Origin of the sequence: Pseudomonas shahriarae, assembly GCF_014268455.2 — a bacterium.
Lineage (GTDB): Bacteria > Pseudomonadota > Gammaproteobacteria > Pseudomonadales > Pseudomonadaceae > Aquipseudomonas > Aquipseudomonas shahriarae.
Window position 1 is genome coordinate 4,773,427 of sequence record NZ_CP077085.1, and the last position, 26,834, is coordinate 4,800,260.

Consider the following 26,834-nt stretch of genomic DNA (forward strand, 5'->3'; position numbering starts at 1 on the left):
TATCTTCTTTCAAGGATCTTCCAATGGCTGGCGAAACCGCCCTGGCAACCCTACTGCGCAGCATGAGCCCACAGCTCAACGCGGGCGACTATGTGTTCTGCACCCTGGCCGACAACCGCCTGCCCGCCTGCGAAGTGATCGGCAGCTTTCGCGAACAGGAAGGCTTGACGGTGATTGTCGAGCGCCAACAGGCCGAACAGGCCGGCCTGGCCTTTGAGTATGTGGCGGCGTGGATCACCTTGAACGTGCATTCAGCCCTGGAGGCCGTCGGCCTGACCGCCGCCTTCGCCACTGCCCTGGGACGTGCCGGGATCAGTTGCAACGTGGTCGCCGGCTACTACCACGACCATTTGTTTGTCGGCCGCAACGATGCCGAGCGGGCAATGGATGTATTGAAACAACTGGCAGCGGGCGCGGAGTAAATCCTATGTGGCAAAGTTATGTGAACGGCTTGCTGGTGGCCCTCGGGCTGATCATGGCTATCGGTACGCAAAACGCGTTTGTGCTGGCGCAGAGCCTGCGTCGCGAACATCACCTGCCAGTGGCGGCCTTGTGCGTGGTGTGTGATGCGCTGCTGGTGGCCGCCGGGGTGTTTGGCCTCGCGACGGTGCTGGCGCACAACCCGTTATTGCTGGCGATTGCCCGCTGGGGCGGCGCGGCTTTCCTGCTGTGGTATGGCGCCCTGGCCTTGCGCCGCGCCTGTTCGCGGCAAAGCCTGGGGCAAGGCGAGAGCCAGAAGGTGCGCTCATTGCGCGCGGTGATGCTCAGCGCCCTGGCCGTAACCCTGCTCAACCCTCATGTGTACCTGGACACGGTGTTACTGATCGGTTCCCTGGGCGCCCAGCAAACCGAGCCGGGCGCTTATGTCGCAGGCGCCGCCAGTGCGTCGTTCCTCTGGTTTTCCGCCCTGGCCCTGGGCGCGGCGTGGCTGGCCCCGTGGCTCGCGCGCCCGGCGACCTGGCGCCTGCTGGACCTTTTGGTGGCGGTGATGATGTTCAGCGTGGCCTATCAATTGATCAGCACCTGAGGAATATTCCAAAACGCTCTGGAACCTCTATCCCACACAGTTGTTGCGTGGTTTTGCCGCACCCCCGGTGCTATGATCCAGCCCCTGCGCCGCAAAGAGTACAAACTCCCCGGCGCTTGTTTGGCCGCCCGTGATCGGCCTTGCGCTCACCGCAACTGACCTGATTAGGAGAATTATCATGGCTTTCGAATTGCCGCCGCTGCCCTACGCACACGATGCCCTGCAGCCGCACATCTCCAAGGAAACCCTGGAGTATCACCACGACAAGCACCACAACACCTATGTCGTGAACCTGAACAACCTGGTGCCTGGCACCGAGTTCGAAGGCAAGACCCTGGAAGAGATCGTCAAATCCTCTTCGGGTGGCATCTTCAACAACGCCGCCCAGGTCTGGAACCACACTTTCTACTGGAACTGCCTGGCGCCAAACGCCGGCGGCCAACCGACTGGCGCACTGGCCGAGGCGATCAACGCCGCTTTCGGTTCGTTCGACAAGTTCAAGGAAGAGTTCACCAAGACTTCGGTCGGCACCTTCGGTTCCGGTTGGGGCTGGCTGGTGAAAAAGGCTGACGGTTCCCTGGCCCTGGCCAGCACCATCGGCGCCGGCAACCCGCTGACCAGCGGCGATACCCCGCTGCTGACCTGCGACGTCTGGGAACACGCCTACTACATCGACTACCGTAACGTGCGTCCAAAGTATGTGGAAGCGTTCTGGAACCTGGTCAACTGGAAGTTCGTTGCCGAGCAGTTCGAAGGCAAAACCTTCACTGCGTAAGTAACCCTTGCAGTAAAAAAGAGCCCGGCAATTGCCGGGCTTTTTTGTGCCAGATTGAAACCACCTCACCCCAACACCCGTGGAACTCACCGACAGGAATTGACCACTGAGCCGGTGAGAGAAATAACTCCCTCATCTATTTTAGGAGTATCAACCATGCTTGGAATAATGGAACTCGCCAAGGGCGCCATGCCAGGGATCGGAGAGCTTGTGGGTGCCTTGGCGGGAGTGCTGGGGAATGCAATAAAGGGCAAGTCAGGTGAAGACGAGGAGAAAGAACCCGGCAAAATAGCCGAAGATGTACACGCCAAAGTCGATATGCAGATTACCTACCCGCACCCTTGAGGCCATCGACGTGCTCTTGCGACAGGCAGAAAAGCCTACGCCTGTACGCCCGCCAGCCGTGCAAAAGGGCGGAAGATTTGATCCGCCCATCGCCTTCCAGATCTTGCCCCGCTAGCGTCCAGACGCCACGCACCGCAATGTTCCTTTGACTGCCACCACGGGATTGCCAATACTCATGGCATATTGAGGCTACCCGCATGGAACAAGGAATAACCCTTTGAAGCTGGAACTCAAAAACAGCTTGTCGGTGAAGTTGCTCCGGGTGGTGCTGTTGTCGGCACTGATAGTGGGCGTGGCACTGAGCGTGGCGCAGATCGTCTTTGATGCCTACAAGACGCGCCAGGCGGTGGCAGGCGATGCCCAGCGCATCCTCGACATGTTTCGCGACCCCTCGACCCAGGCCGTCTACAGCCTGGACCGTGAGATGGGTATGCAAGTCATCGAAGGCCTGTTTCAGGATGATGCGGTGCGCATGGCCTCCATTGGCCATCCCAATGAACCCATGCTCGCCGAAAAAAGCCGGGACTTGCAGCAGTCCCCCAGCCGCTGGCTGACGGACGTGATTCTGGGCCGGGAACGCACCTTTACCACCCCGCTGGTAGGGCGCGGGCCTTATAGCGAGTATTACGGCGACCTGAGCATCACCCTCGACACCGCCACCTATGGCCGGGGCTTTATCGTCAATTCGGGGATCATTTTTATCTCCGGGGTGCTGCGCGCCCTGGCCATGGGCCTGGTGTTGTACCTGGTCTATCACTGGCTGCTGACCAAGCCCCTGTCGCGGATCATCAGCCACCTGAGTTCGATCAATCCCGACCGCCCCAGCGAGCACAAGATCCCGCAACTCAAGGGCCACGAAAAGAATGAACTGGGGCTATGGATCAACACTGCCAACCAGTTGCTGGCGTCTATCGAGCGCAACACCCATTTGCGCCACGAAGCAGAAAACAGCCTGTTGCGCATGGCCCAGTACGACTTTCTTACCGGCCTGCCGAACCGCCAGAAACTGCAGGAACAGCTGGACAAGATCCTGGTCGACGCCGGGCGCCGGCAACGCCGGGTCGCGGTGCTGTGCGTGGGGCTGGATGACTTCAAGAGCGTCAACGAGCAGTACACCTACCAGGCCGGCGACCAGTTGCTGCTGGCCCTGGCCGACCGCTTGCGTGCCCACAGTGGGCGCCTCGGCGCCCTGGCGCGCCTGGGCGGCGACCAGTTCGCCCTGGTCCAGGCCGATATCGAGCAACCCTACGAAGCCGCCGAGCTGGCACAGAGCATCCTCGATGACCTGGAAGCCGAGTTCGCCCTCGACCACGAACAGATCCGCCTGCGCGCCACCATCGGTATCACCTTGTTCCCCGAAGACGGCGACAGCACCGAGAAACTGCTGCAAAAGGCCGAGCAGACCATGACCCTGGCCAAGAGCCGCTCGCGCAATCGCTATCAGTTCTATATCGCCAGTGTCGACAGCGAGATACGCCGTCGCCGCGAACTGGAGAAAGACCTGCGCGAAGCCCTGGGCCGCAACCAGTTTCATCTGGTGTACCAACCGCAGATCAGCTATGCCGATCATCGCGTGGTCGGCGTCGAGGCGCTGATTCGCTGGCAACACCCGGAACACGGCCTGGTGCCACCGGACCTGTTTATCCCGCTGGCGGAACAGAACGGCACCATCATCCCCATTGGCGAGTGGGTGCTGGACCAGGCCTGCCGGCAATTGCGCGAATGGCATGACCAGGGCTTTACCGAGCTGCGCATGGCGGTCAACCTGTCCACGGTGCAACTGCACCACGCCGAACTGCCACGGGTGGTCAACAACCTGCTGCAGATCTATCGCCTGCCGCCGCGCAGCCTGGAACTGGAAGTGACCGAGACCGGCCTGATGGAAGACATCAGCACCGCCGCCCAGCACTTGCTGAGCCTGCGCCGCTCCGGCGCGCTGATTGCCATCGACGATTTCGGTACCGGCTACTCGTCACTGAGTTACCTGAAAAGCCTGCCTCTGGACAAAATCAAGATCGACAAGAGCTTTGTCCAGGACCTGCTGGACGACGACGACGATGCGACCATCGTGCGGGCGATCATCCAGCTGGGCAAAAGCCTGGGCATGCAGGTCATCGCCGAAGGTGTGGAAACACCCGAGCAGGAAGCCTACATCATCAGCGAAGGCTGCCACGAAGGTCAGGGCTATCACTACAGCAAACCCCTGCCCGCCCGTGAGCTGGCGGCCTACCTCAAGCAAGCCGAGCGCAATAACGCCGCCATCCTGTAAAGCCTTAATGCCGCCCAAGGCACGGCCTTGGGCGGCTGGCGCCTGACTATGAAACTTTTCCTGCGTTAACCCTTTACAGAAAATGCAAATCTTTCGCATTATGTTGCAGTTTTGCGCGCTGCACTGCGCCCCGATCCACTACCGAAGCAGGATGTTCGCCATGATTCGTATGCCCCTGGCCACCGCCAGTCTGCTGGCCATCGCCATTTCTCTCGCCGGCTGCGGCGAGGGCAAAGACAAGGCTGCCGCGCCTCAGGCGCCGACGCCAACTGCCAGCACTACCGCTCCAGCGGCTGCCGCTACCGCCGGCCAGGTTGACGAGGCGGCCGCCAAGGCAGTCGTCGCGCATTACGCAGACCTGGTGTTCGCGGTGTACAGCGACTCCGAGTCCACCGCAAAAACCCTGCAGACCGCGATCGACACCTTCCTCGCCAACCCCAACGACGAGACCCTGAAGGCCGCCCGTACCGCCTGGATCGCCGCGCGCGTACCGTACCTGCAGAGCGAAGTGTTCCGCTTCGGCAACACCATCATTGACGATTGGGAAGGTCAGGTGAACGCCTGGCCGCTGGACGAAGGCCTGATCGACTATGTCGACAAGTCCTACGAACACGCCCTCGGCAACCCGGGCGCCACGGCCAATATCATCGCCAACACCGAGATCCAGGTCGGCGAAGACAAGGTCGACGTCAAGGAAATCACCCCGGAAAAACTCGCCAGCCTCAATGAGCTGGGCGGCTCCGAAGCCAACGTCGCCACCGGCTACCACGCCATCGAATTCCTGCTGTGGGGCCAAGACCTGAACGGCACCGGCCCTGGCGCCGGCAACCGTCCAGCGTCGGACTACCTGCAAGGCGACGGCGCCACCGGTGGGCATAACGAGCGTCGCCGCACTTACCTGCGCGCCGTGACCCAACTGCTGGTCAGCGACCTCGAAGAAATGGTCGGCAACTGGAAACCCAACGTCGAAGACAACTACCGCGCCACCCTGGAAGCAGAACCTGCGACCGACGGCCTGCGCAAGATGCTGTTCGGCATGGGCAGCCTGTCCCTGGGTGAACTGGCGGGCGAGCGCATGAAGGTGTCCCTGGAAGCCAACTCGCCGGAAGACGAGCACGACTGCTTCAGCGACAACACCCACAATTCGCAGTTCTACGACGCCAAGGGCATCCGCAACGTCTACCTGGGCGAGTACACCCGCGCCGATGGCACCAAGCTGACCGGCGCCAGCCTGTCGTCCCTGGTGGCCAAGATCGACCCGGCCGCCGATGCAGCCCTCAAGGCTGACCTGGCTGCTACCGAAGCGAAGATCCAGGTCATGGTCGACCACGCCAACAAGGGTGAGCACTACGACCAGTTGATCGCGGCCGGCAACACGGCGGGCAACCAAATCGTGCGCGATGCCATCGCCGCCCTGGTCAAGCAGACCGGCTCCATCGAGCAAGCAGCTGGCAAGCTGGGCATCGGAGACCTGAACCCGGATACCGCTGATCACGAGTTCTGATCCACGCGGTTTGAATGAGGCGGCCTTCGGGTCGCCTTTTTTGTATTCATCGTTTGCCCTCGCCACCTCCCCTGTAGGAGCTGGCTTGCCTGCGATGGCGGTGGGTCAGGCCCGAATGCTTGACTGAACCGCCGCCATCGCAGGCAAGCCAGCTCCCACACAAGCCAGCTCCCCATTAAGCCAAGTCCTACATCATATCCGCGCCCCCTTTGCAGCCCCCGGTTTACAAGCCCTGCACCGTAGGTAGAATGGCGCCTCCGACTGTTACCCGAGCGCTATTCATGGCAATGCCGACCCTGCGGATCATTGGTTTCATCATCGGCATCTTCCTGATTACCCTCGCGGTCGCCATGGTCGTGCCCATGGCCACCCTGATATTTTTCGAGCGCACCAGCGACCTGCCGTCCTTTCTCTGGGCCAGCATGATCACTTTTATCGCCGGCCTGGCCCTGGTGATTCCCGGGCGCCCGAAGCAGGTGCAACTGCGCCCCCGGGACATGTACCTGCTGACGGTCAGCAGTTGGGTGGTGGTGTGCATCTTTGCCGCGCTGCCGTTTTTGCTGACCCAACACATCAGCTATACCGACTCGTTCTTTGAAAGCATGTCCGGCATCACCGCCACCGGCGCCACCGTGCTCAGCGGCCTGGACACCATGTCGCCGGGCATCCTGATGTGGCGCTCGATGCTGCACTGGCTCGGCGGCATCGGTTTTATCGGCATGGCGGTGGCGATCCTGCCGCTGCTGCGCATCGGGGGCATGCGCCTGTTCCAGACCGAATCCTCGGACCGCTCCGAGAAGGTCATGCCGCGCTCCCATATGGTGGCGCGCCTGATTGTGGCGGCCTATGTGGGGATTACCATCCTCGGCAGCCTCGGGTTCTGGTGGGCCGGCATGGGCCTGTTCGACGCGATCAACCACGCGATGTCGGCCATTTCCACCGGTGGGTTCTCCACCTCCGATGAGTCCCTGGCCCACTGGAAACAGCCGGCGGTGCATTGGGTGGCGATCGTGGTGATGATCATGGGCAGCCTGCCGTTTGCCCTGTATGTCGCGACATTGCGTGGCAACCGCAAGGCGCTGATCAAGGACCAGCAAGTACAAGGTTTGCTGGCGATGCTGCTGGTGACCTGGGTGGTGCTCGGCACCTGGTACTGGTGGACCACCAACCTGCACTGGCTGGATGCACTGCGCCATGTCGCGCTGAACGTCACGTCCGTGGTGACCACCACCGGCTTTGCCCTGGGCGATTACAGCCTGTGGGGCAATTTCTCGCTGATGCTGTTCTTCTACCTGGGCTTTGTCGGCGGTTGCTCGGGCTCCACCGCCGGCGGGATCAAGATCTTCCGCTTCCAGGTCGCCTATATCCTGCTCAAGGCCAACTTGAACCAGTTGATTCACCCAAGGGCGGTGATCAAGCAGAAATACAACGGCCATCGCCTCGACGAAGAAATCGTGCGCTCGATCCTGACGTTCTCGTTCTTCTTCGCCATCACCATCTGCATGATTGCCCTGGCCCTGTCGCTGCTGGGCGTGGACTGGATGACCGCCTTGACCGGCGCCGCCAGTACCGTCTCCGGTGTAGGTCCGGGGCTGGGGGAAACCATTGGCCCGGCTGGCAATTTCGCGACCCTGCCGGACGCCGCCAAGTGGATCCTGTCCCTGGGCATGCTGCTGGGCCGGCTGGAGATCATTACGGTGTTGGTGCTGTGCATTCCGGCGTTCTGGCGCCACTGACACTCACCGACGTAGCCTGCAGCCGCGCCCGGTATTCGCCGGGCGTGGCATCGAACCAGCGGCGAAACGCGCGGAAGAAGTTACTCGGGTCGGCGAACCCCAGCAGGTAGGCAATTTCCAGTAGGGTCATGCTCGGCTGCGCCAGGTACTGCTCGGCCAGCTCGCGGCGGGTGTCGTCGAGCAAAGCCTGGAAGCTGGTGCCCTCCTCCTGCAAGCGCCGCTGCAAGGTGCGCTGGGACAAGTGCAACGTCTGCGCCACCACCTCACGCTTGGGCTCGCCCTGGGGCAACAGCCGGCACAGCACCTGGCGAGCCTTGTGGGTCACCCGGCTCTCGGAAAACCGCGCCAGGTACTCCCCGGCAAATCGATCGTGCAGCAGCGCCATAGCCTCATTGGCGGTGGGCAACGGCGCTTCCATGTCCGCCCGCTCGAAGATCAGCGCGTCATACGGCGCGTTGAACACCAGCGGTGCATGAAAGGCCTGCTTGTAAGGCTCCAGGTCCACTGGCTGATCACCCTGCACCAACACCTTGCGCGGCTGCAGCGTGCGCCCGGTCAACCAGCCACATAACGCCAGGGCACAGGCCAGTGAAGCCTCGGCGCTTTGCCGGGTGGGTGGCAGATGGTCGCCGTGGACCGTAAGGATCAGCGCATAGCCTTCGGGTAACAGGCGGAAACTCAGGTCGGCACTTTCGGCAATGATTCGCTGGTAACGCACCAGCCGGGCAAAGCCTTCAGCCAGGGTGCTGCTGGACATCAAGGCATAACCCGCCACATGGAAGGACGCCGGACGCACCACCTTGCCCATATTCAAGCCAATGGCCGGATTGCCCGACAGCTCAACCGCGCGCTGCCAGAGCCGGGTCATGGAGTCCTGGGGGAAACGCGCATCGGGGTCATCCAGGGCGCGGTAATCCAGGCCCAGCTGTTGGAACAGGGCACGGCAATCCAGGCCATCGAGCTCCAGCGCCTTGACTATCCCCATCGCCCAACTTGCAGAAGTGGTTCGTTCGTTCATGGCGTTTTCTTGCGCGCGTTCTATGAAGGGACGGCTGAAACCGCAGCCCGGAACCCAAGGATACTAAAGTGGCGTCTATTGTCACTGGCCCTTGCCTGTAATGACTCTAGACTCAAATAAGCTCCCCGCCGAACATCCGTCGGGCACAACAACAAACAGAGGGCCGGCCAACGTGGAAAATGTCAGACAATTCAATAGCTTCGCCGAGTTCTATCCGTATTACCTGAGCGAACACGGCAACAGCACCTGCCGGCGCCTGCATTTTATCGGCACCAGCCTGGTGATTTTTATTCTCGCCTTCGCCGTCGGCAAAGGTGCCTGGTGGCTGCTGTGGGTGTTGCCGGTGGCCGGCTACAGCTTTGCCTGGATCGGCCACTTCTTCTTTGAAAAGAACCGCCCGGCCACGTTCCAGCATCCGTTCTACAGCCTGCTGGGCGATTTCGTGATGTACCGCGACATGATTCTGGGCAAGGTACCGTTCTAAACCCGCAAAACAATAAGAGACATGTCGATGAGCCAACAGGCCCGCTTTACCCATATGCAGGACGGCACCCAGGAAGACTGGGCAATCATCGCTGCCGACTTCAGTGCCTACGCCCGCCAACTGCCCGGACGGATCCTCGCGCACCTGCGCCTGCTGGAAGGTGACTTCGGCGGTTTCCCGGTGGACCGCCTGACCCATTCCCTGCAAACCGCCAGCCGCGCCTGGCACGATGGCCGCGACGAAGAATATGTGGTCTGCGCGCTGCTCCATGACATCGGCGACACCCTGGGCTCCTACAATCACCCGGACATTGCCGCCGCCATCCTCAAGCCGTTCGTCAGCCCGCAGAACCTGTGGATGGTGGAAAAGCACGGGATTTTCCAGGGCTACTATTTCTTTCATCATCTGGGCATGGATCGCCACCTGCGCGAGCAATTTGGCGAACACCCGCAGTACGAGCAAACCATCGAGTTCTGCGCACTGTATGACGCGGCGGCGTTCGACCCCGCCTATGCCACCCTGCCCCTGAGTTTTTTCGAACCGAAGCTGGCGCGGGTCTTTGCCCAGCCAAAAAACTCGCTCTACAAGGCCGCCATGGAACGCCAGGCCAGCCTGTGACCTCTTGTCACTTGCGCCGGGTAGATGAAGGTTTGCGCATTTGGCGAGATAAAAGTCTTTTTGTCATTTGCAGTGCTGTATCCTGCCCAGGCTTTGTGAAAAGCGTGGCACATCTGCAATTGCACAACAGACCTTGCGAGGAGCGACGACGATGCACGAAATTCCCAATCTCCCCTTCCCAAGCCTGCACGAGACTGAGCAGCCAACCCCGCAACAGGCCGGCAGTGACAAACAAGCGCCGGCACAGGCAACACCGGTCGACAGCGATAGCGACGACTGACCGCAGCACCCAGACCGTGTGGAAAGCGTGACATTGCGCGCTTTCCACACCGCCTGAATCAAGAGACACGCCACATGCCCGATACCCCCCACAATTCCCCCGATGAAGCGTTACTCGGCGCCGCCCTGCAAATGGTCGACGTCTGGAGCCGCCTCAGCCCGGAAAAACAGGCGCTGCTGCTCAAGCGCTTTGGCACCCAGGAAAACGCCCTGGCCGCGCTGGTGACCACGCGCATGCTCGACCCCGAAACCCCCTGATTTTTATCCTGTGGCGAGGGGGCTTGCCCCCGTTGGGCTGCGCAGCAGCCCCCCTGTCAGGTAAACCGAGGTGGCTGGTTTTGGGGCGGCTACGCCACCCAACGGGGGCAAGCCCCCTCGCCACAGCAAGCCCCCTAGCCACCACAAGCCCTCTGGTTACAGTAAGCCCCTTTGCCACAGTTGCCGTGGTGAATGATTTTCTGGCAGCGTAAAGCACCGGTATCATAAGCAACCTATCTTTTCCTGCCGCGACAGTGGATCTTTCCCATGCCAGATACCCAGCGCCCCATGGCGGTCACGCTGCAAGTCGTTTCCATCGTGCTGTTCACCTTTATCGGCTACCTGAATATCGGCATCCCCCTGGCCGTATTGCCGGGCTATGTCCACAGCGACCTGGGCTTTGGCGCCGTGATCGCGGGCCTGGTGATCAGCGTGCAGTACCTGGCCACCCTGCTGAGCCGGCCCTACGCCGGGCGCATCATCGACAACCGCGGCAGCAAGCGCGCGGTGATGTACGGCCTGGCCGGTTGCGGCTTGAGCGGGGTGTTCATGCTGGCATCCGCCGCCCTGACCCACCTGCCGGCCCTGAGCCTGGCCAGCCTGTTGATTGGCCGGCTGGTGCTGGGCAGTGCCGAAAGCCTGGTGGGTTCGGGCTCCATTGGCTGGGGCATCGGCCGGGTCGGCGCGGTGAATACCGCCAAGGTCATCTCCTGGAACGGCATTGCCAGCTATGGCGCCCTGGCGATTGGCGCCCCGCTGGGGGTGCTGCTGGTCAGTCGGTTCGGGCTGTGGAGCATGGGTGCCAGCATTATTGCCCTGGCGGTGCTGGGCCTGTTGCTGGCCTGGCCGAAAGTCGCGGCGCCCATTGTGGTCGGCGAGCGCCTGCCCTTTATGCATGTGCTCGGCCGCGTGCTGCCCCACGGCTGCGGGCTGGCCCTGGGTTCCATCGGTTTTGGCACCATCGCCACGTTTATCACCCTGTATTACGCGACCCGCAACTGGGATAACGCAGTGCTGTGCCTGAGCCTGTTCGGCGCCAGCTTTATCGGGGCGCGGTTGCTGTTCGGCAACCTGATCAACCGGATCGGCGGGTTTCGCGTGGCGATTGCCTGCCTGTCGGTAGAAACCCTCGGCCTGCTGCTGTTGTGGCTGGCCCCGAGCGCCGAGCTGGCCCTGGCGGGCGCGGCCTTGAGCGGTTTCGGGTTTTCCCTGGTGTTCCCGGCGCTGGGGGTTGAAGCGGTCAACCTGGTACCCGCCTCCAGCCGTGGCGCCGCGGTGGGGGCCTATTCGTTGTTTATCGACTTGTCATTGGGTATCACCGGGCCGCTGGCCGGGGCGATTGCGGCGGGTTTCGGCTTTGCCTCGATCTTTTTGTTTGCCGCGCTGGCGGCCTTCGCCGGGCTGCTGCTGAGCCTATATCTGTATCGCCAGGCCCCCAAATACCGCGACGAACGTAACGCCGGCTAGAAATCCACCTTGCCGCGCCCGGCCTTGATGCTGCCGCGCTTGGTCTTGGATTCCAGGCGACGCTTTTTCGAGCCCAGGGTGGGCTTGGTCGGGCGGCGTTTTTTCTCGACCTTGGTCGCGCTGAGGATCAACTCCACCAGGCGCTCCAGGGCATCGGCGCGGTTCTGTTCCTGGGTCCGGTATTGCTGGGCCTTGAGGATCAATACGCCGTCGCTGGTAATCCGACTGTCACGCAGTGCCAGCAAGCGTTCCTTGTAGAACGGCGGCAGCGACGAAGCGCCGATATCGAAGCGCAAATGCACGGCGCTGGAGACCTTGTTGACGTTCTGCCCGCCAGCGCCCTGGGCGCGGATGGCCGTCAACTCGATTTCGGCATCGGGCAGGTGCACGTTACTGGAGATCACCAACATCGAAAGCGGGTCCGTGAGCGAGGGTAGAGGCCGGGTTGCCGGCCCCTACGCGGTGGGCTAGGGGTTCAGCGAGGATACAGCACTCACGTCAGCCTGAGCCTTGCGCTTGTTCTTGAGCACATAGCACACCCACATAAAGGCCAGCCAGACAGGAATCGCATACACCGAGACCTGAATCCCCGGAATCAACAACATGACCCCCAGGATAAACACCACAAACGCCAGGCACACGTAGTTGCCATAGGGGTACCACAGCGCCTTGAACAGTGGCACCTGACCGGTGCGGTTCATGTGCTGGCGGAACTTGAAGTGCGAGAAGCTGATCATCGCCCAGTTGATCACCAACGTGGCCACCACCAGGGACATCAGCAGTTCCAGGGCATGCTGCGGGATCCAGTAGTTCATCAACACCGCCACCAGGGTGACGGCCGCCGAGGCCAGGATCGAACGCACCGGTACACCGCGCTTGTCGATCTTCGCCAACGCCGCCGGGGCGTCGCCTTGCTCGGCCATGCCCAGCAGCATGCGGCTGTTGCAGTAGGTGCCGCTGTTGTACACCGACAGCGCCGCCGTCAGCACCACGAAGTTGAGGATATGCGCGGCGGTGTTGCTGCCCAGCATCGAGAACACCTGCACGAACGGGCTGCCGCTATAGGCATCGCCGGAAGCATTCAGGGTCACCAGCAGGCTGTCCCACGGCGTCAGCGACAGCAGCACTACCAGGGCGCCAATGTAGAAAATCAGGATGCGGTAGATCACCTGATTGATCGCCTTGGGGATCACGGTGCGTGGCTGGTCCGCTTCAGCGGCGGTAAAACCGAGCATTTCCAGGCCGCCAAAGGAGAACATGATGATTGCCATGGCCATCACCAGGCCGCCGACACCATGGGGGAAGAACCCGCCGTGTTCCCACAGGTTGGTCACCGACGCCTGGGGCCCGCCGGTGCCGCTGACCAGCAGGTAGCTGCCCAGGGCGATCATGCCGATAATCGCCACCACCTTGATAATCGCAAACCAGAACTCGGCTTCGCCAAACACTTTGACGTTGGCCAGGTTGATCACATTGATCAGCACGAAAAAGGCCGCCGCCGAGACCCAGGTCGGAATCTCCGGCCACCAGTAATGCACATACTTGCCGACCGCCGTCAGCTCCGACATACCCACCAGGATATAGAGGATCCAGCAGTTCCAGCCCGACAAGAAGCCTGCGAAACCGCCCCAGTACTTGTGGGCAAAATGGCTGAAGGAACCGGCCACTGGCTCTTCGACGATCATTTCGCCCAACTGGCGCATGATCATAAAGGCAATGAAACCGCAGATGGCATAGCCGAGGATCATCGACGGGCCGGCTGACTTCAGCACCCCCGCCGAGCCCAGGAACAGGCCGGTACCGATCGCGCCACCAAGGGCGATCAATTGAATATGACGATTTTTCAGGCCGCGCTTCAGTTCGCCTGAATGCGAGTTGGGTCCACTCATGAAAAGGGTCTCACGCAAGGTTTGATGATGTTCAATACACGATGCTGCTTTGAAACCGACTCAAGCAGCGCCGATCAAACCCCAGCGCAAGCACCAGGAGTCCAGCGTCTTTCTAACGGTCATGCGTCACCTGTTTGTTTTTATCTGTGACGAAATCGAACCCGTCCGGCTTATGGCCGGGCGGAGTTAACAAGGCAGCTAGCCTTGAAGGCCTTTTGCGTGGGTACGCAAGGGGGGGTCACAGTAAAACGCGGCGCATTGTACACCGCTCGATCCGCTAGGGAGGGTTGCGGGAGAGATTGTTCGTCAAATGGAAGATTTTCTTTACACAGAAAGTTCATCAAGAGCACGCCCTGCGTAGGCTCAGCCCAATCGTAAAATAATCGTTACATAGCGGAAGCCATTCCTGACACACCACCGACTCCCCGTGGCGAGCGGGCTTGCCCGTTGGACTGCGCAGCAGTCCCTTGAAAGAACAACCCAGTCAACCAGGCAGACCGAGACAGCAGAGTGTGGGGCTGCTGCGCAGCCCGACGCGGGCAAGCCCGCTCGCCACACAGCGTGCAAAAAAAAACGCCAACCCGCAGGTTGACGCTTTTTCTTACAGCTTAAAGCTTGCTGCTGCTCTTAAGGCTTCTTACGCCCAAACCCCGGACGCTGGCCGGAACCTGCCGGTGCGCCACGGCGCTTGCCCGACGGCTCGTCCGCGACCAGTTTGAGCCCTGGGCGCTTTTTCGGCGCGGGCTTGGCTGGACGCTTGGCACCTTCGGCTGGGCGATCAGTCTGCGGAGCACCACGGCCGGTATCGCCACGGTTGCTGCGACCGCCCGTTGGTGCTTCGCCACGACCGGCAGGCCGCGGGGTACGCGGTGCACGCTCGCCATCCTGACGGGCTGGAGCCGATGGACGACGATCGCCCTCGATCTGCGGCTGACGGGAAATACGACCGCCTGTGGCCGGAGCATCCAGCGCCGGGCGCAAGGTGCGCGCAACGCGTTCGGTACGTGCCACCGGGCGCGACGATTTACGCTGCATGCGCTCCAGCTTGTCTTTGCTCTTGGCATTCATCTGCGGCATGGCCACAGGGGTCAGGCCCACTTCAGCACTGAGGATGTCGACTTCGTACTGGCTCATTTCGCGCCAGCGACCCATCGGCAGGTCCGAGTTGAGGAACACCGGGCCGAAACGCACGCGCTTCAGGCGGCTGACCACCAGGCCCTGGGATTCCCACAGGCGACGTACTTCACGGTTACGCCCTTCCATCACCACGCAGTGGTACCAGTGGTTGAAACCTTCGCCACCGGGGGCCTGCTTGATGTCGGTGAACTTGGCCGGGCCGTCTTCCAGCACCACGCCAGCCTTGAGGCGTTCGATCATCTCGTCATCGACTTCACCCCGTACACGTACCGCGTACTCACGGTCCATCTCGTAGGACGGGTGCATCAGGCGGTTGGCCAGTTCACCGTCGGTGGTGAACATCAGCAAGCCGGTGGTGTTGATGTCCAGGCGGCCGATGTTGATCCAACGGCCTTCTTTAGGCTTGGGCATCTTGTCGAACACGGTTGGACGGCCTTCCGGGTCGTCACGGGTGCAGATCTCGCCGTCGGGCTTGTTGTACATGATCACGCGGCGCACCGATTCGGCGGCCTCTTCACGCTTGATGACCTTGCCATCAATGGTGATCGCATCATGCAGGTCGACGCGCTGGCCCAGGGTGGCTTCGACGCCATTGACCTTGATGCGCTTCTGGGTGATCCAGGCTTCTACGTCGCGGCGCGAGCCGACGCCGATGCGGGCGAGGACTTTTTGCAGTTTCTCGCCGGCTGGGCCGATTTCCTGGCTGTCGTTCTGGTCTTGGTCTTTCATCTTAAGCACCTCCCGGTGTGTCGATTCAGGCGTGGCCTGAAGGTATTGAAACTGTTGTCTTGGGCGAACGCATCGCCGAAGGGTCGCGAATCATACGCTCATGGCGCGCATTGCGCATCAGAGACTAGTCGATATGGGCCGGCTCATTTGCTTTTCCGCCGACCGGTGGCACCCAGGGCGATCAGCCGCAGCTCGGCTTCGGCCAGCACCGCGCGCTTGTCGACCTTGTCGAGCTTCTTCCAGGCCCGGATCTCACGCTTGCTGCGCCCACAGCCGACGCAGATATCGTCGCTGAACTTGCAGAGGCTGATGCAGGGGTCTTTGGTGGAGCTCATATACATTCTCCCTGGTGCAGAAGATCCAATGTGGGGGCGGGCTTGCTCGCGATTGCGGTAGATCAGTCATATATCCAGTGGCTGACACTCCGCAATCGCGAGCAAGCCCGCTCCCACATTTGCTTCTAGGTCAGTCTTCGAATTCGCGGCGTTCGTTTTCGATGGCTTCGGCCAGTGCCCGGGCTTCGGCTTCTTCTTCGCTCAACTCGGGTTGTTCCAGGGCGGCGACGGCGGCCAGCAGTTTTTCGCGGGCCGCGGCCACGCCGAGGATATCCTCCTCGGGAGCCGCTTCCACGTTTACCTCAAGCTCAGGCTCAGACTCAGGCGCCACCGCCCCATCACGCAGCAAGTCATCAAAGTCGGTCTTGATCCCCTGCTCCATATCGTCCAGCTCCAGCAGCAAGGTGTGGAAACTGGTCTCGTCCTTCGGCTCTTCCGGCTCGGCGCTGGCATCAGCCAGCTCCTGCAAGCCGGGCGGCACCGGGGCATCGTCGAAATCGAGCACCGGTTCGGCCTCGATCTCGCGCAGCTCGGCCAAGGGCGGCAGGTCGTCGAGGTTCTTCAGGTTGAAGTGATCGAGAAACACCTTGGTGGTGGCGAACATCGCGGGTTTGCCGGGTACGTCGCGGTAGCCGACGATACGGATCCACTCGCGCTCCAGCAGCGTCTTGACGATATGGCTGTTCACCGCCACGCCGCGCACGTCTTCGATCTCGCCACGGGTGATGGGCTGGCGATAGGCAATCAGCGCCATGGTTTCCAGCATCGCCCGGGAATACCGTTGCGGGCGCTCTTCCCACAGGCGCCCCACCCACGGCGAAAACTTCTCACGGATCTGCAAGCGATAGCCCGAGGCCACTTCGCGCAGTTCAAAAGCGCGGCCGTCACAGGATTTGCGCAGGATTTCCAGGGCCTTCTTGAACACCGGCGGTTCCGGGCGCTCGGCCTCTTCAAACAGTTCAAACAGGCGTTCCAGCGATTGCGGCTTGCCCGAGGCCAAGAGGAAGGCTTCCAACAGCGGTGCCAGTTCGCGAGGTTCAGTCAGATTCATCAATTCAGCTCGTTATTCGGCTCGCGCCCGCACGTGGATAGCCGCAAAAGGCTCATTCTGCACCAGCTCGACCAAGGATTCCTTGACCAGCTCGAGGATCGCCATAAAGGTCACCACCACGCCCAGGCGCCCTTCTTCGGCGGTAAACAGCTCGACAAACGGCACAAAGCCGCCGCCCTTGAGGCGCTCCAGCACATCGCTCATACGCTCGCGGGTGGACAAGGCTTCGCGGCTGACCTGGTGGCTTTCAAACATATCGCCACGGCGCAGCACCTCGGCCATGGACATCAACAGTTCTTCCAGGCTCACATCCGGCAATAATTTGCGCGCCCGGGCTTCCGGGGCATCGAGCTTGGGCACCACCACGTCACGGCCCACGCGGCTCAAGCCATCAATGCCTTCGGCGGCAGCCTTGAAGCGCTCGTATTCCTGCAGGCGGCGGATCAGCTCGGCGCGGGGATCGTCCTCTTCGGCTTCGATTGTCTCGGAACGCGGCAGCAGCATGCGCGACTTGATCTCCGCCAGCATCGCCGCCATCACCAGGTACTCGGCGGCCAGCTCCAGGCGCACCGATTGCATCAACTCGACATAGCCCATGTACTGGCGGGTAATTTCCGCCACAGGGATATCGAGGATATTGATGTTCTGCTTGCGGATCAGGTAAAGCAGCAAGTCCAGCGGACCCTCGAAGGCCTCAAGGAACACTTCCAGGGCATCCGGCGGGATATACAGGTCCAGGGGCATTTCCATGACCGCCTGGCCGTAGACCATGGCAAATGGCAGCTCCTGCTGGGCGCCGGCCTGGCTGTCGACGGTTTCCACGGCCGACATTCAGGCCTCGACCAGGAACGGTGCCGGGTCGCCACAACCCACACGGATCACCTCCGGCTCGCCGTCCGCCAGGTTGATCACGGTGGACGCCTTGTTGCCGCCATACCCGCCGTCGATGATCAGGTCTACGTGCTTTTCCAGGAGTTGGCGCATTTCATAGGGATCTTCCAGCGGCTCAGTGTCGCCGGGCATGATCAACGACACGCTCATCAGCGGCTCACCCAGCTCAGCCAGCAGCGCCAGGGCAATGGGGTGCTCCGGCACCCGCAGGCCGATGGTGCGCTTTTTCGGGTGCAGCAACAGACGCGGCACCTCGCGGGTGGCATTCAGAATAAAGGTGTACGGCCCCGGCGTATGGGCCTTGAGCAGGCGGAAAGTGCCGGTATCGACTTTGGCGAACAGGCCCAATTGCGACAGGTCGCTGCAAATCAGCGCAAAGTTGTGATTCTTGTCCAGTTCGCGCAGGCGTCTTACGCGCTCCACGGCGTTCTTGTCGCCGATCTGGCAACCGATGGCGTAGGAGGAATCCGTGGGGTAGATCACCACGCCGCCGCCTCGAATGATCTCCACGGCCTGCTTGATCAGCCGCGCTTGCGGGTTTTCCGGGTGAATCTGGAAAAATTGACTCACGTTCTCTACCTGTTCAGACGGTGGCGGTAATGGGGTCATGCTTGAATCGCCCCCACAGGAGCGGCAAGTCTTCCGGGACCGGGCGATATTCGCCGATCTCCGACCAGCCGCCTGGGCCATGGAAATCACTGCCGGCACTGACCAGCAGACCAAATTCACGGGCAAGAATCGCCAGGCTGCCAACCTGTTCGGCGGGTTGATGCCCATTGACCACTTCGATGGCGTGGCCACCCGCTTGAATATAGTCGCCTATCAGCTTGCGACGCTTGCTGCGGGTAAAATCGTAATGCCAGGGGTGCGCCAGGCTGACCCAGGCCCCGGAAGCACGCAACGTGGCAACCGTGTCCTCCAGAGTCGGCCAGTGCAGCTTGACGTCCCCCAGCTTGCCGGCGCCCAGCCATTTGCGGAACGCTTCGGCGCGGTCCTTGACGAACCCTTCACGCACCATCCAGTCGGCAAAATGCGGACGGGCCGGCGCGTTGCCGCTGTCGCCCAGCTCCTGCTGGATCGCTCGGGCGCCCTCCAGCGCGTTGGGCATTCCCTTGAGCGCCAGTTTGCGGCTTATTTCTTCGGACCGCAGCCAGCGGCCATCGTGCAAATTGGCAATGGCCGCCACCAATGGCGGGGCCGTGACGTCAAAACCGTAGCCCAGGACATGAATGGTCGCGCCGCCCCAGGTGCAGGACAATTCGACGCCATTGACCAGATGCATCCCCAGGGCCGTGGCGGCACTACGCGCCTCTTCCAGGCCTTCGAGGGTGTCGTGGTCAGTCAGCGACAGGACTCGCACGCCTTTTTCAAACGCACGCGCAACCAGTACCGCGGGCGCCAGGGCGCCGTCGGAGGCCGTGCTGTGGCAGTGCAAATCAACATTCACGGAAGTGTGTAACCTCAAGTCAGCTGGCGCTTTCGCTACCAAGGATGTTTGTTATTATGCCGCCACATCCAGCTTCTGGCTCTTACTGTGAAACAATTCATCGACTTCATCCCGCTGTTGCTGTTCTTCATCGTTTTCAAAACCGATCCACGGGTCCTTGATATCGGCGGCCATGAGCTGTCGTTCGGCGGCATCTACAGCGCCACGGCGGTGCTGATCATCAGCTCCCTGGTGGTCTACGGCGCGATCTTCATCTCCCAGCGCAAGCTGGAAAAAAGCCAGTGGCTGACCCTGATCGCCTGCCTGGTCTTTGGCGGCCTGACCCTGGCCTTCCACAGCGAGACCTTCCTGAAATGGAAAGCCCCGGTGGTCAACTGGCTGTTTGCCCTGGCCTTTATCGGTAGCCACTTCATTGGTGATCGCCTGCTGATCAAGCGGATCATGGGCCACGCCCTGAGCCTGCCGGAGCCGATCTGGACCCGCCTGAATATCGCCTGGATCGGGTTTTTCCTGTTCTGTGGCGCGGCCAACCTGTTCGTGGCCTTTACCTTCCAGAGCTACTGGGTCGACTTCAAGGTGTTCGGCAGCCTGGGCATGACCGTGGTGTTCCTGGTTGCCCAGGGTATCTACCTGTCGCGCCATCTGCATGACACCGACCCCACCACGCCAAAAACCGAGGACTGACATGCTCTACGCCATCATCGCCACCGACGTCGCCAACTCCCTGGAAAAACGCCTGTCCGTTCGCCCGGCCCACGTGGACCGCCTCAAGGCGCTGCAGGCCGAGGGGCGCTTGGTGATCGCCGGCCCGCACCCGGCGGTCGACAGCAATGATCCGGGGGACGCTGGCTTCACCGGCAGCCTGATCATCGCCGAGTTCGCCTCCCTGGCCGATGCCCAGGCCTGGGCCAAGGCCGATCCGTATGTGGCGGCCGGCGCCTATGCCGATGTCGTGGTCAAACCGTTCAAACAAGTCCTGCCCTGATCCAGGTGGTGCTGAACCTATTGGGCTCGGCAAACGCCTAATCGCTCATTATTCTCGGTAACCTGCCGACAACGTTCTGAATATTCGTGTGGAATCAGGAGTTCCGATGCGCTTACGTCAGTTGTGTCTGTTGGCAGTGTTAACGATCGGGGCTACGGCCCAGGCTGAAGAAACCTCGAACACCGGCAGTTCCACGCCCCTGTCCTTGAGTGCCGGCAGCCAGATCACCGAGTTGCAGCAACGCTTGAAAGAAAGCGAACGCCTGCGCGAAGAGCTGAGCAAACAATTGCAGACTGCCGATGCTGCCCGCGAGAGTGCGCAACTGAGCCGGCTGCGCCAGGACAATCAGCGCCTGGCCCAGCAACTCAAGGAAGCACAAGGTGGCGCCCTGCCACGCTGGCTCACCGACCAGCAGCAATGGTTTGTGATTGGTGCGGGAGTTGCGCTGGTCGCCCTGCTGTGCGGTATCTTCGCCAGTGGCGGGCATCGGCGCCGTCGACAATGGCTAAATTGAGTGAGTCATGAGCGAGCTGTTACTGATAGATGATGACCAGGAGCTTTGTGAGCTGCTGACCAGTTGGTTGAGCCAGGAAGGTTTCCAGGTGCGCGCTTGCCATGACGGCGTGAGCGCGCGCAAAGCCCTGGCCGAAGCCGCGCCGGCGGCGGTGGTGCTGGATGTGATGCTGCCCGACGGCAGCGGCCTGGAGTTGCTCAAGCAATTGCGCGCCGACCACCCGGAGCTGCCGGTACTGATGCTCTCGGCCCGGGGCGAGCCCCTGGACCGGATCCTCGGCCTGGAACTGGGTGCCGATGACTACCTGGCCAAGCCCTGCGACCCCCGCGAACTGACCGCCCGCCTGCGGGCGGTACTGCGCCGCAGCCACCCGACGGCGGTGTCGACCCAGCTGGAACTGGGCGACCTGTGCTTCAGCCCGGTGCGTGGTGTGGTGATCATCGACCATCAGGAGCTGACCCTCACCCTGTCCGAAAGCCGCCTGCTGGAAGCCTTGCTGCGCCAGCCGGGCGAGCCCCTGGACAAGCAGGAGCTGGCGCAGATCGCCCTGGGGCGCAAGCTGACCTTGTATGACCGCAGCCTGGACATGCACGTCAGCAACCTGCGCAAGAAAATCGGCCCGCATGCCGACGGCCGCCCGCGGATCGTTGCATTGCGCAGCCGTGGCTACTACTACAGCCTCTGACATCCCCAGCAGGAGCCGGCAACCCGGCGCCTACAGGTTTGTAAGCCCCCACCCAATCCGTCTTTACCCAAGCTTTACCCTTCCCTGACCGCCGCTGACCTTGATCTTCGTAATCTACTCACATCCGGACTCACCGGAACCGAGACAAGGAGAAACACCATGCGCAAGACCCTTATCGCTCTGATGTTCGCCGCAGCCCTGCCGACCGTCGCCATGGCCATGCCAGAAGGCCATGGCCCGATGGGCGGCCCTGAAGGCCACATGATGGGTGGCCCGGGCCACGGCGGTGAACACGGCATGCGCGGCAAAGGCGGCCCGTTCAGCCAACTGGACCTGACCCGCGAGCAGCGCCAGCAGATCGGCAAACTGATGGGCGAACAACGGGAAGGCCGCCAACAACTGGTCAAGAAGTACCTGGACAAACTCCCGGCCGCTGACCAGAAGGCCATGAAGGACGAAATGGCGGCCGCCAAGCAGAAAACCCAGGCGGATATCCGCGCCCTGCTCAAGCCTGACCAGCAGAAGAAGTTCGACGAAATGGCGAAGAAGCGCGCCGAGCGTCAAGCCGAGTGGCAGCAGTTCCAGGCCTGGAAAGCGCAACAACCGCAAAAAGCGCAATAATGCGTTAGCAACCTCCCAGCCCAGTGGCCCGTGCCGCTGGGCTTTTCCTGTTTGAGGGTTTCCTGTGCGTTCACTCTTCTGGCGCATCCTTGCCAGTTTCTGGCTGGCTATCGCCCTGGTTGCCGGGCTGTCGGTCCTGCTTGGGCATATGCTCAACCAGGACGCCTGGATTCTCAGCCGCCATCCCGGCCTCAACAACCTGGCCGAAGAATGGACCCAGCGTTATGAAACCCAGGGCGAGGACGCCGCCCAGGATTTGTTGCAACAGCGCAAACGCCAGTACCACGTCGATGTGCAGGTGCTCAACGAGAGCGGCGACCCGGTGGTGCGTGGCACCTTCCCGCGCCGCGCCGCCGCCTTCGAAGCCCGCCAGCATGAGAGCCATGAGGGCCGGCTACCGTGGCGCCGCCTGACGGCCGAGTACACCAGTGAAAAAACCGGCGATACCTACCTGCTGATCTACCGCATCGCCCTGCCGGAGCTGGATGCCTGGCACCGCAGCAGCCTGCTCTGGCCCTTGAGTGCCCTGGCGATTGCGTTGGTGGTGCTGACCCTGTTCAGCCTGCTGGTGACCCTGTCCATCACTCGCCCCCTCAGCCGTCTGCGCGGTGCAGTGCATGACCTGGGCCAGACCACGTACCAGCAAAACAGCCTGGCGCGCCTGGCCGACCGACGTGATGAATTTGGCGTACTGGCCACCGACTTCAACCGCATGGGCGCTCGCCTGCAAAGCCTGATCGGCAGCCAGCGGCAATTGCTGCGCGATGTGTCCCACGAACTGCGCTCGCCCCTGGCGCGCCTGCGGATCGCCCTGGCCCTGGCGGAACGGGCCACGCCCGAAGCCCGGGAGAAGCTCTGGCCGCGCCTGACCCTGGAATGTGATCGCCTGGAAGCCTTGATCAGCGAGATCCTGGTGCTGGCGCGGGTCGACGCCGACAACGCCAGCGCCGAAGACATCGACCTCAACGCCCTGCTCAAGACCCTGCAAAAGGACGCCCAGCTCGGCGCCCCGGAGCAGCTGGTGCAACTGCAAGCCGAGCCGGCGCTGCAACTCAAGGGCTGGCCCCATATGATCGAGCGGGCGCTGGACAACCTGTTGCGTAATGCCCAGCGCTTCAACCCACCCACCCAGCCGATTGAAGTCCAGGCCCTGCGCCAAGGCGAACGCATTGTGATCAGCGTGCGCGACCACGGCCCGGGCGTGGAGGCCGAACACCTGCAAAAACTGGGCGAGCCGTTTTACCGCGCCCCCGGGCAAACCGCCCAAGGTCATGGGCTGGGCCTGGCCATCGCCCGTCGGGCCGCCGAACGTCATGGCGGCAGCTTGAGCCTGGCCAATCACCCGGAGGGCGGATTTATCGCCACCCTGGACTTGCCCTTGCAGCCGGGGATTGCAGCACACCCCTGAAGATCTTCTATGATGGCCCCTCTCTTATGGAGGGCCTTTGATGACTGATCTGCTCACCTCGATCCAGCGTGCAATCGATCTGCCGCCCACGCCGCTGGCGACCACTGCAGCCGGCGCCCTGCCGTCAACCTTCGCTGTCACCGAGCTGGCCTGCGCCAGCATCGGGGCTGCCGGCCAGGCCATAGCCCGGCTGCTGGAACAACACACCGGGCGCCTGCCCCTGATCAGCGTCGACCCGCGCCTGGCCTCCTTCTGGTTCTCCAGCTCCCTGCGCCCACTGGGCTGGAACGTACCGCCGCTGTGGGATCCGATTGCCGGCGACTACGCCTGCGCTGACGGCTGGATTCGTCTGCACACCAACGCCCCCCACCACCGCGCAGCTGCCGAGCGTGTACTGGGGCAGGTCGCGGATCGGGCGGCGATGGCGCTCAGGGTCGCCTCCTGGAACGCTGCCGAGCTTGAGCAGGCGATTGTCGATGAGGCCGGCTGCGCCGCGCAGATGCGCACCTGGCAGCACTGGCAGGCTCATCCCCAAGGGTTGGCGGTCAATCAGGAACCGTTGGTGGCATGGGAGCGCTTCGAGGCAGCCGGCAACACCACCTGGCTGGGCAACGTGGCGCGCCCGTTGGCGGGGGTCAAGGTACTGGACCTGACCCGCGTTCTGGCCGGTCCTGTGGCCAGCCGTTTTCTCGCAGGGCTTGGCGCCGACGTATTACGCATCGACTCCCCCACCTGGAACGAACCAGGGGTCGTGCCGGAAATGACCCTGGGCAAACGCTGCGCGCGCCTGGACCTTAAAAACACCGACGACCGGCAATTATTCGAAGGTTTGCTCAAGGATGCCGACATTCTGTTTCACGGTTATCGGGCCGATGCACTGGAGCAACTGGGTTACAACGCGAGCGCACTGCAGCAACTCGCCCCCGGCCTGATCGACGTCAGCCTCAACGCCTACGGCTGGAGCGGCCCGTGGCGCAATCGCCGGGGCTTCGACAGCCTGGTGCAGATGAGCAGCGGTATCGCCCACGCCGGCATGCAATGGAAGCAGGCGGATAAACCCGTGCCGCTGCCGGTGCAGGCGCTGGACCATGCCACCGGTTACCTGATGGCGGCCAGTGCGATACTGGCCTTGGCCGAGCGCTTAAGCAGCGGGCATGGGGGTTCGGCCCGGCTGTCGCTGGCGCGTACGGCGAAATTGTTGATCGAGGCGGGACAAGGCGTGAAGCAGCCAGCGTTGCGTGAAGAAGAACCGGGTGATCAGGGGCTGCTGGTGGAGCAGACGGCCTGGGGGCCGGCGCATCGGTTGCTGGCGCCGGTCACTCTTGCCGGGACACCGCTGCAGTGGGATTTGCCGGCTGGGGAATTGGGCGCGCATCGAGCACGGTGGTGACCTTGAAATGGTCATCGCGGGCAAGCCCGGCTCCCACAGTTGACCGGGTACACGATCAACTGTGGGAGCGGGCTTGCCCGCGATAAGGCCCTCCCCAGCACAATCAACCAGGCGTCATGCTCACAGGGTCAGCACTCCGCTATACAACCCATACGCCGCCAGGCTCGCCCCGGCAATCACGCAACTGAAAATCCCCTTTTCCAGCAAGGTAAACAGCGGCTGGCCCTGCTCGCGCTTGGCCTGGGCAAACAAAATCACCCCAGGTGCATACAGCAACGCCGACAGCAGCAGGTATTTCAAGCCCCCGGCATACAGCAGCCACACCGCATAGCCCAGGGCAATCACGCCGACCAGCAGGTCCTTGAGCCGCTGGCCATGGGCTTCTTCGTAGGTTTCTCCGCGCCCGCACAACAACACGGCATAGGCCGCCGACCATAAATACGGCACGAGGATCATCGACGACGCCAGGTAGATCAACGTGGTGTAAGTGCTGGCCGAAAACAGCGTGATCACCAGGAACAGCTGGATCATCACATTGGTCAGCCACAACGCATTGACCGGCACGCGGTTGGCATTTTCCTTTTTCAGGAAGGCCGGCATGGTCTTGTCATGGGCAGTGGCGTAGAGAATTTCGGCACACAGCAAGGCCCATGACAGCAACGCCCCCAGCAGCGACACCGCCAGGCCGATGCTGATCAACATTGCGCCCCAGGGGCCGACGATATGTTCCAGCACGCCCGCCAGTGAGGGGTTCTGCAAGTTGGCCAACTCAGGCTGGCTCATGATCCCCAGGGACAGCACGTTGACCAGCACCAGCAGGGCCAGCACTCCGACAAACCCGATCACCGTGGCGCGGCCCACGTCCGAGCGTTTTTCCGCGCGCGCCGAGTACACGCTGGCCCCTTCGATACCGATAAACACAAACACGGTGACCAGCATCATATTGCGCACCTGGTCCATCACCCCGCCGAACTGCGGGTTGCCCAGGCCCCAGATATCCCGGGTGAATACATCCGCCTTGAAGGCCACGGCGGCGATCACGATAAACATCAGCAGCGGAACGATCTTGGCCACGGTGGTGACCTGGTTGATAAACGCTGCCTCCTTGATCCCGCGCATCACCAGAAAATGCACAGCCCACAGCAGCAACGACGCGCAACCGATCGCCACCGGCGTGTTGCCTTGGCCGAACACCGGGAAAAAATAGCCCAGGGTGCTGAACAGCAACACGAAATAGCCGACGTTGCCCATCCAGGCACTGATCCAGTAGCCCCAGGCCGACGAGAAGCCCATGTAGTCGCCAAACCCCGCCTTGGCGTAGGCATACACCCCGGAGTCGAGGTTGGGCTTGCGGTTGGCCAGGGTCTGGAACACGAACGCGAGGGTCAACATACCCACGGCAGTGATCCCCCAACCGATCAGGATCGCCCCCACCTCGGCCCGCGCAGCCATGTTCTGCGGCAACGAGAAGATTCCGCCGCCAATCATCGAGCCCACCACCAATGCCACCAGAGCACTGAGACGCAGCTTTTGTGCCGGTTGCGACATAGAAACTCCTGCAGATAAAACAGTTATTGAGCGCTGCACTCGGCTAATTTATCGAAATCAATCAATGTTTATTAGCTATAGCGAATAAAACTGCTCGCCTCATAACTTAATGACATTTCAATTAATCGAGTTTAGGTAAATTTAGAATTTAAATACGGCTTGTCTTTTATCCATGGGAGGTATTTGGCAAAGCCTCTGAAAAAGTTTGCACATCTGCGAAAACGGGCTAGCTTCAAGCGTCCACGTCTTGCGCACAAAAGGATTAACCCGAACGGAGAGATGCTCTGAAATGAGCATATCCGGGCAATTATACGCCTGTAGCATTTATTCATAAGTCTTTAATTCACAATGGAATGTGCCAATGAAGTGATCTAAGTCAGCTATTTGAACAGCGCACAGTTTTATTCTGTGGTCTCTCTTCTCC

29 protein-coding genes are annotated in these 26,834 nt (G+C 61.7%); 19 read left to right on the forward strand and 10 right to left on the reverse strand.

Annotated elements, in window-relative coordinates; translation table 11 throughout:
* Nucleotides 1-23: 23 nt before the first annotated feature.
* The 7 genes from HU773_RS21270 (at nt 24) to HU773_RS21300 (ending at nt 7,656) form a co-directional block, all read left to right on the forward strand.
* Nucleotides 24-422: an ACT domain-containing protein gene (locus HU773_RS21270; protein ID WP_057960493.1), complete on the forward strand. Its 399-nt coding sequence runs from the start codon at nt 24-26 to the stop codon at nt 420-422.
* 5 nt (nt 423-427) lie between these two features.
* The gene (locus HU773_RS21275; protein ID WP_170060095.1) at nt 428-1,027 is read left to right on the forward strand and encodes a LysE/ArgO family amino acid transporter; all 600 of its coding nucleotides are present in this window, start codon (nt 428-430) and stop codon (nt 1,025-1,027) included.
* Between the two features lie 178 nt (nt 1,028-1,205).
* Nucleotides 1,206-1,802 (forward strand): superoxide dismutase, encoded by a 597-nt coding sequence (locus HU773_RS21280; protein WP_003212997.1) that lies wholly within the window; start codon nt 1,206-1,208, stop codon nt 1,800-1,802.
* A gap of 156 nt (nt 1,803-1,958) precedes the next feature.
* Nucleotides 1,959-2,147: a hypothetical protein gene (locus HU773_RS21285; protein ID WP_057439976.1), complete on the forward strand. Its 189-nt coding sequence runs from the start codon at nt 1,959-1,961 to the stop codon at nt 2,145-2,147.
* A gap of 217 nt (nt 2,148-2,364) precedes the next feature.
* A complete protein-coding gene (locus HU773_RS21290) occupies nt 2,365-4,416 on the forward strand; it encodes a putative bifunctional diguanylate cyclase/phosphodiesterase (RefSeq protein ID WP_186625461.1) in 2,052 nt (683 codons plus the stop codon).
* A 160-nt stretch (nt 4,417-4,576) separates the two neighbouring features.
* Nucleotides 4,577-5,920, forward strand: coding sequence for an imelysin family protein (locus HU773_RS21295; RefSeq protein ID WP_120734466.1), 1,344 nt, complete (start codon nt 4,577-4,579; stop codon nt 5,918-5,920).
* A gap of 281 nt (nt 5,921-6,201) precedes the next feature.
* Nucleotides 6,202-7,656, forward strand: a complete 1,455-nt coding sequence (locus HU773_RS21300) for a TrkH family potassium uptake protein (protein WP_057960495.1) — start codon at nt 6,202-6,204, stop codon at nt 7,654-7,656.
* Here the strand turns inward: HU773_RS21300 and HU773_RS21305 are convergent.
* On the reverse strand, nt 7,613-8,674 hold the full coding sequence (locus tag HU773_RS21305; protein ID WP_057960496.1) for an AraC family transcriptional regulator: 1,062 nt from the start codon (nt 8,672-8,674) through the stop codon (nt 7,613-7,615). The two genes, HU773_RS21300 and HU773_RS21305, sit on opposite strands and share 44 nt — an antisense overlap.
* A 172-nt stretch (nt 8,675-8,846) precedes the next feature.
* On the opposite strand from HU773_RS21305, the gene HU773_RS21310 reads away from it, so the two are divergent.
* The 5 genes from HU773_RS21310 (at nt 8,847) to HU773_RS21325 (ending at nt 11,780) form a co-directional block, all read left to right on the forward strand.
* Nucleotides 8,847-9,158, forward strand: a complete 312-nt coding sequence (locus tag HU773_RS21310; protein ID WP_057439981.1) for an Mpo1-like protein — start codon at nt 8,847-8,849, stop codon at nt 9,156-9,158.
* 27 nt (nt 9,159-9,185) lie between these two features.
* Nucleotides 9,186-9,776: an HD domain-containing protein gene (locus tag HU773_RS21315; protein WP_186625462.1), complete on the forward strand. Its 591-nt coding sequence runs from the start codon at nt 9,186-9,188 to the stop codon at nt 9,774-9,776.
* A gap of 151 nt (nt 9,777-9,927) precedes the next feature.
* The gene (locus HU773_RS27580; protein ID WP_258558642.1) at nt 9,928-10,056 is read left to right on the forward strand and encodes a hypothetical protein; all 129 of its coding nucleotides are present in this window, start codon (nt 9,928-9,930) and stop codon (nt 10,054-10,056) included.
* 74 nt (nt 10,057-10,130) lie between these two features.
* Nucleotides 10,131-10,313: a hypothetical protein gene (locus HU773_RS21320; protein ID WP_115128812.1), complete on the forward strand. Its 183-nt coding sequence runs from the start codon at nt 10,131-10,133 to the stop codon at nt 10,311-10,313.
* Between the two features lie 267 nt (nt 10,314-10,580).
* Complete coding sequence (locus HU773_RS21325) at nt 10,581-11,780, forward strand: MFS transporter (protein ID WP_057960499.1); 1,200 nt, start codon at nt 10,581-10,583, stop codon at nt 11,778-11,780.
* Here HU773_RS21325 and arfB read toward each other — a convergent pair.
* From arfB to HU773_RS21365, 8 genes are all read right to left on the reverse strand, one after another.
* On the reverse strand, nt 11,777-12,190 hold the full coding sequence (gene arfB, locus HU773_RS21330) for an alternative ribosome rescue aminoacyl-tRNA hydrolase ArfB (RefSeq protein WP_057439984.1): 414 nt from the start codon (nt 12,188-12,190) through the stop codon (nt 11,777-11,779). The two genes, HU773_RS21325 and arfB, sit on opposite strands and share 4 nt — an antisense overlap.
* A gap of 57 nt (nt 12,191-12,247) precedes the next feature.
* A complete protein-coding gene (locus HU773_RS21335; RefSeq protein ID WP_057439985.1) occupies nt 12,248-13,669 on the reverse strand; it encodes an amino acid permease in 1,422 nt (473 codons plus the stop codon).
* A 627-nt stretch (nt 13,670-14,296) separates the two neighbouring features.
* Complete coding sequence (rluB, locus tag HU773_RS21340) at nt 14,297-15,535, reverse strand: 23S rRNA pseudouridine(2605) synthase RluB (protein WP_057960500.1); 1,239 nt, start codon at nt 15,533-15,535, stop codon at nt 14,297-14,299.
* 143 nt (nt 15,536-15,678) lie between these two features.
* Nucleotides 15,679-15,870 (reverse strand): DUF1289 domain-containing protein, encoded by a 192-nt coding sequence (locus HU773_RS21345; RefSeq protein ID WP_057439987.1) that lies wholly within the window; start codon nt 15,868-15,870, stop codon nt 15,679-15,681.
* 130 nt (nt 15,871-16,000) lie between these two features.
* On the reverse strand, nt 16,001-16,921 hold the full coding sequence (gene scpB / locus HU773_RS21350; protein ID WP_120733994.1) for an SMC-Scp complex subunit ScpB: 921 nt from the start codon (nt 16,919-16,921) through the stop codon (nt 16,001-16,003).
* A 12-nt stretch (nt 16,922-16,933) separates the two neighbouring features.
* Nucleotides 16,934-17,752, reverse strand: coding sequence for a segregation and condensation protein A (locus HU773_RS21355; protein ID WP_057960502.1), 819 nt, complete (start codon nt 17,750-17,752; stop codon nt 16,934-16,936).
* A complete protein-coding gene (locus HU773_RS21360) occupies nt 17,753-18,382 on the reverse strand; it encodes an L-threonylcarbamoyladenylate synthase (protein ID WP_057439989.1) in 630 nt (209 codons plus the stop codon).
* 13 nt (nt 18,383-18,395) lie between these two features.
* Nucleotides 18,396-19,259, reverse strand: coding sequence for a PHP domain-containing protein (locus tag HU773_RS21365; protein WP_057960503.1), 864 nt, complete (start codon nt 19,257-19,259; stop codon nt 18,396-18,398).
* Nucleotides 19,260-19,346: 87 nt separating this feature from the next.
* Between HU773_RS21365 and HU773_RS21370 the strand changes: the two genes are divergently transcribed.
* The 7 genes from HU773_RS21370 (at nt 19,347) to HU773_RS21400 (ending at nt 24,862) form a co-directional block, all read left to right on the forward strand.
* Nucleotides 19,347-19,943 carry a septation protein A gene (locus HU773_RS21370; protein ID WP_057960504.1) on the forward strand — a complete coding sequence of 199 codons (597 nt, stop codon included), beginning with the start codon at nt 19,347-19,349 and terminating at the stop codon, nt 19,941-19,943.
* Between the two features lies 1 nt (nt 19,944).
* Nucleotides 19,945-20,244: a YciI family protein gene (locus tag HU773_RS21375; RefSeq protein WP_115128815.1), complete on the forward strand. Its 300-nt coding sequence runs from the start codon at nt 19,945-19,947 to the stop codon at nt 20,242-20,244.
* 106 nt (nt 20,245-20,350) lie between these two features.
* Nucleotides 20,351-20,758 carry an SH3 domain-containing protein gene (locus tag HU773_RS21380; RefSeq protein WP_057439993.1) on the forward strand — a complete coding sequence of 136 codons (408 nt, stop codon included), beginning with the start codon at nt 20,351-20,353 and terminating at the stop codon, nt 20,756-20,758.
* 7 nt (nt 20,759-20,765) lie between these two features.
* Nucleotides 20,766-21,443, forward strand: a complete 678-nt coding sequence (locus HU773_RS21385; protein WP_057960506.1) for a response regulator transcription factor — start codon at nt 20,766-20,768, stop codon at nt 21,441-21,443.
* A gap of 159 nt (nt 21,444-21,602) precedes the next feature.
* A complete protein-coding gene (locus HU773_RS21390; RefSeq protein ID WP_057439995.1) occupies nt 21,603-22,064 on the forward strand; it encodes an LTXXQ domain protein in 462 nt (153 codons plus the stop codon).
* A gap of 64 nt (nt 22,065-22,128) precedes the next feature.
* Nucleotides 22,129-23,472 (forward strand): sensor histidine kinase, encoded by a 1,344-nt coding sequence (locus HU773_RS21395; protein ID WP_057960508.1) that lies wholly within the window; start codon nt 22,129-22,131, stop codon nt 23,470-23,472.
* 40 nt (nt 23,473-23,512) lie between these two features.
* Nucleotides 23,513-24,862: a CoA transferase gene (locus tag HU773_RS21400; RefSeq protein ID WP_186625463.1), complete on the forward strand. Its 1,350-nt coding sequence runs from the start codon at nt 23,513-23,515 to the stop codon at nt 24,860-24,862.
* A gap of 120 nt (nt 24,863-24,982) precedes the next feature.
* On the opposite strand, the gene arcD is transcribed toward HU773_RS21400, so the two are convergent.
* The gene (gene arcD / locus HU773_RS21405; RefSeq protein ID WP_057960510.1) at nt 24,983-26,410 is read right to left on the reverse strand and encodes an arginine-ornithine antiporter; all 1,428 of its coding nucleotides are present in this window, start codon (nt 26,408-26,410) and stop codon (nt 24,983-24,985) included.
* Nucleotides 26,411-26,834 lie beyond the last annotated feature (424 nt).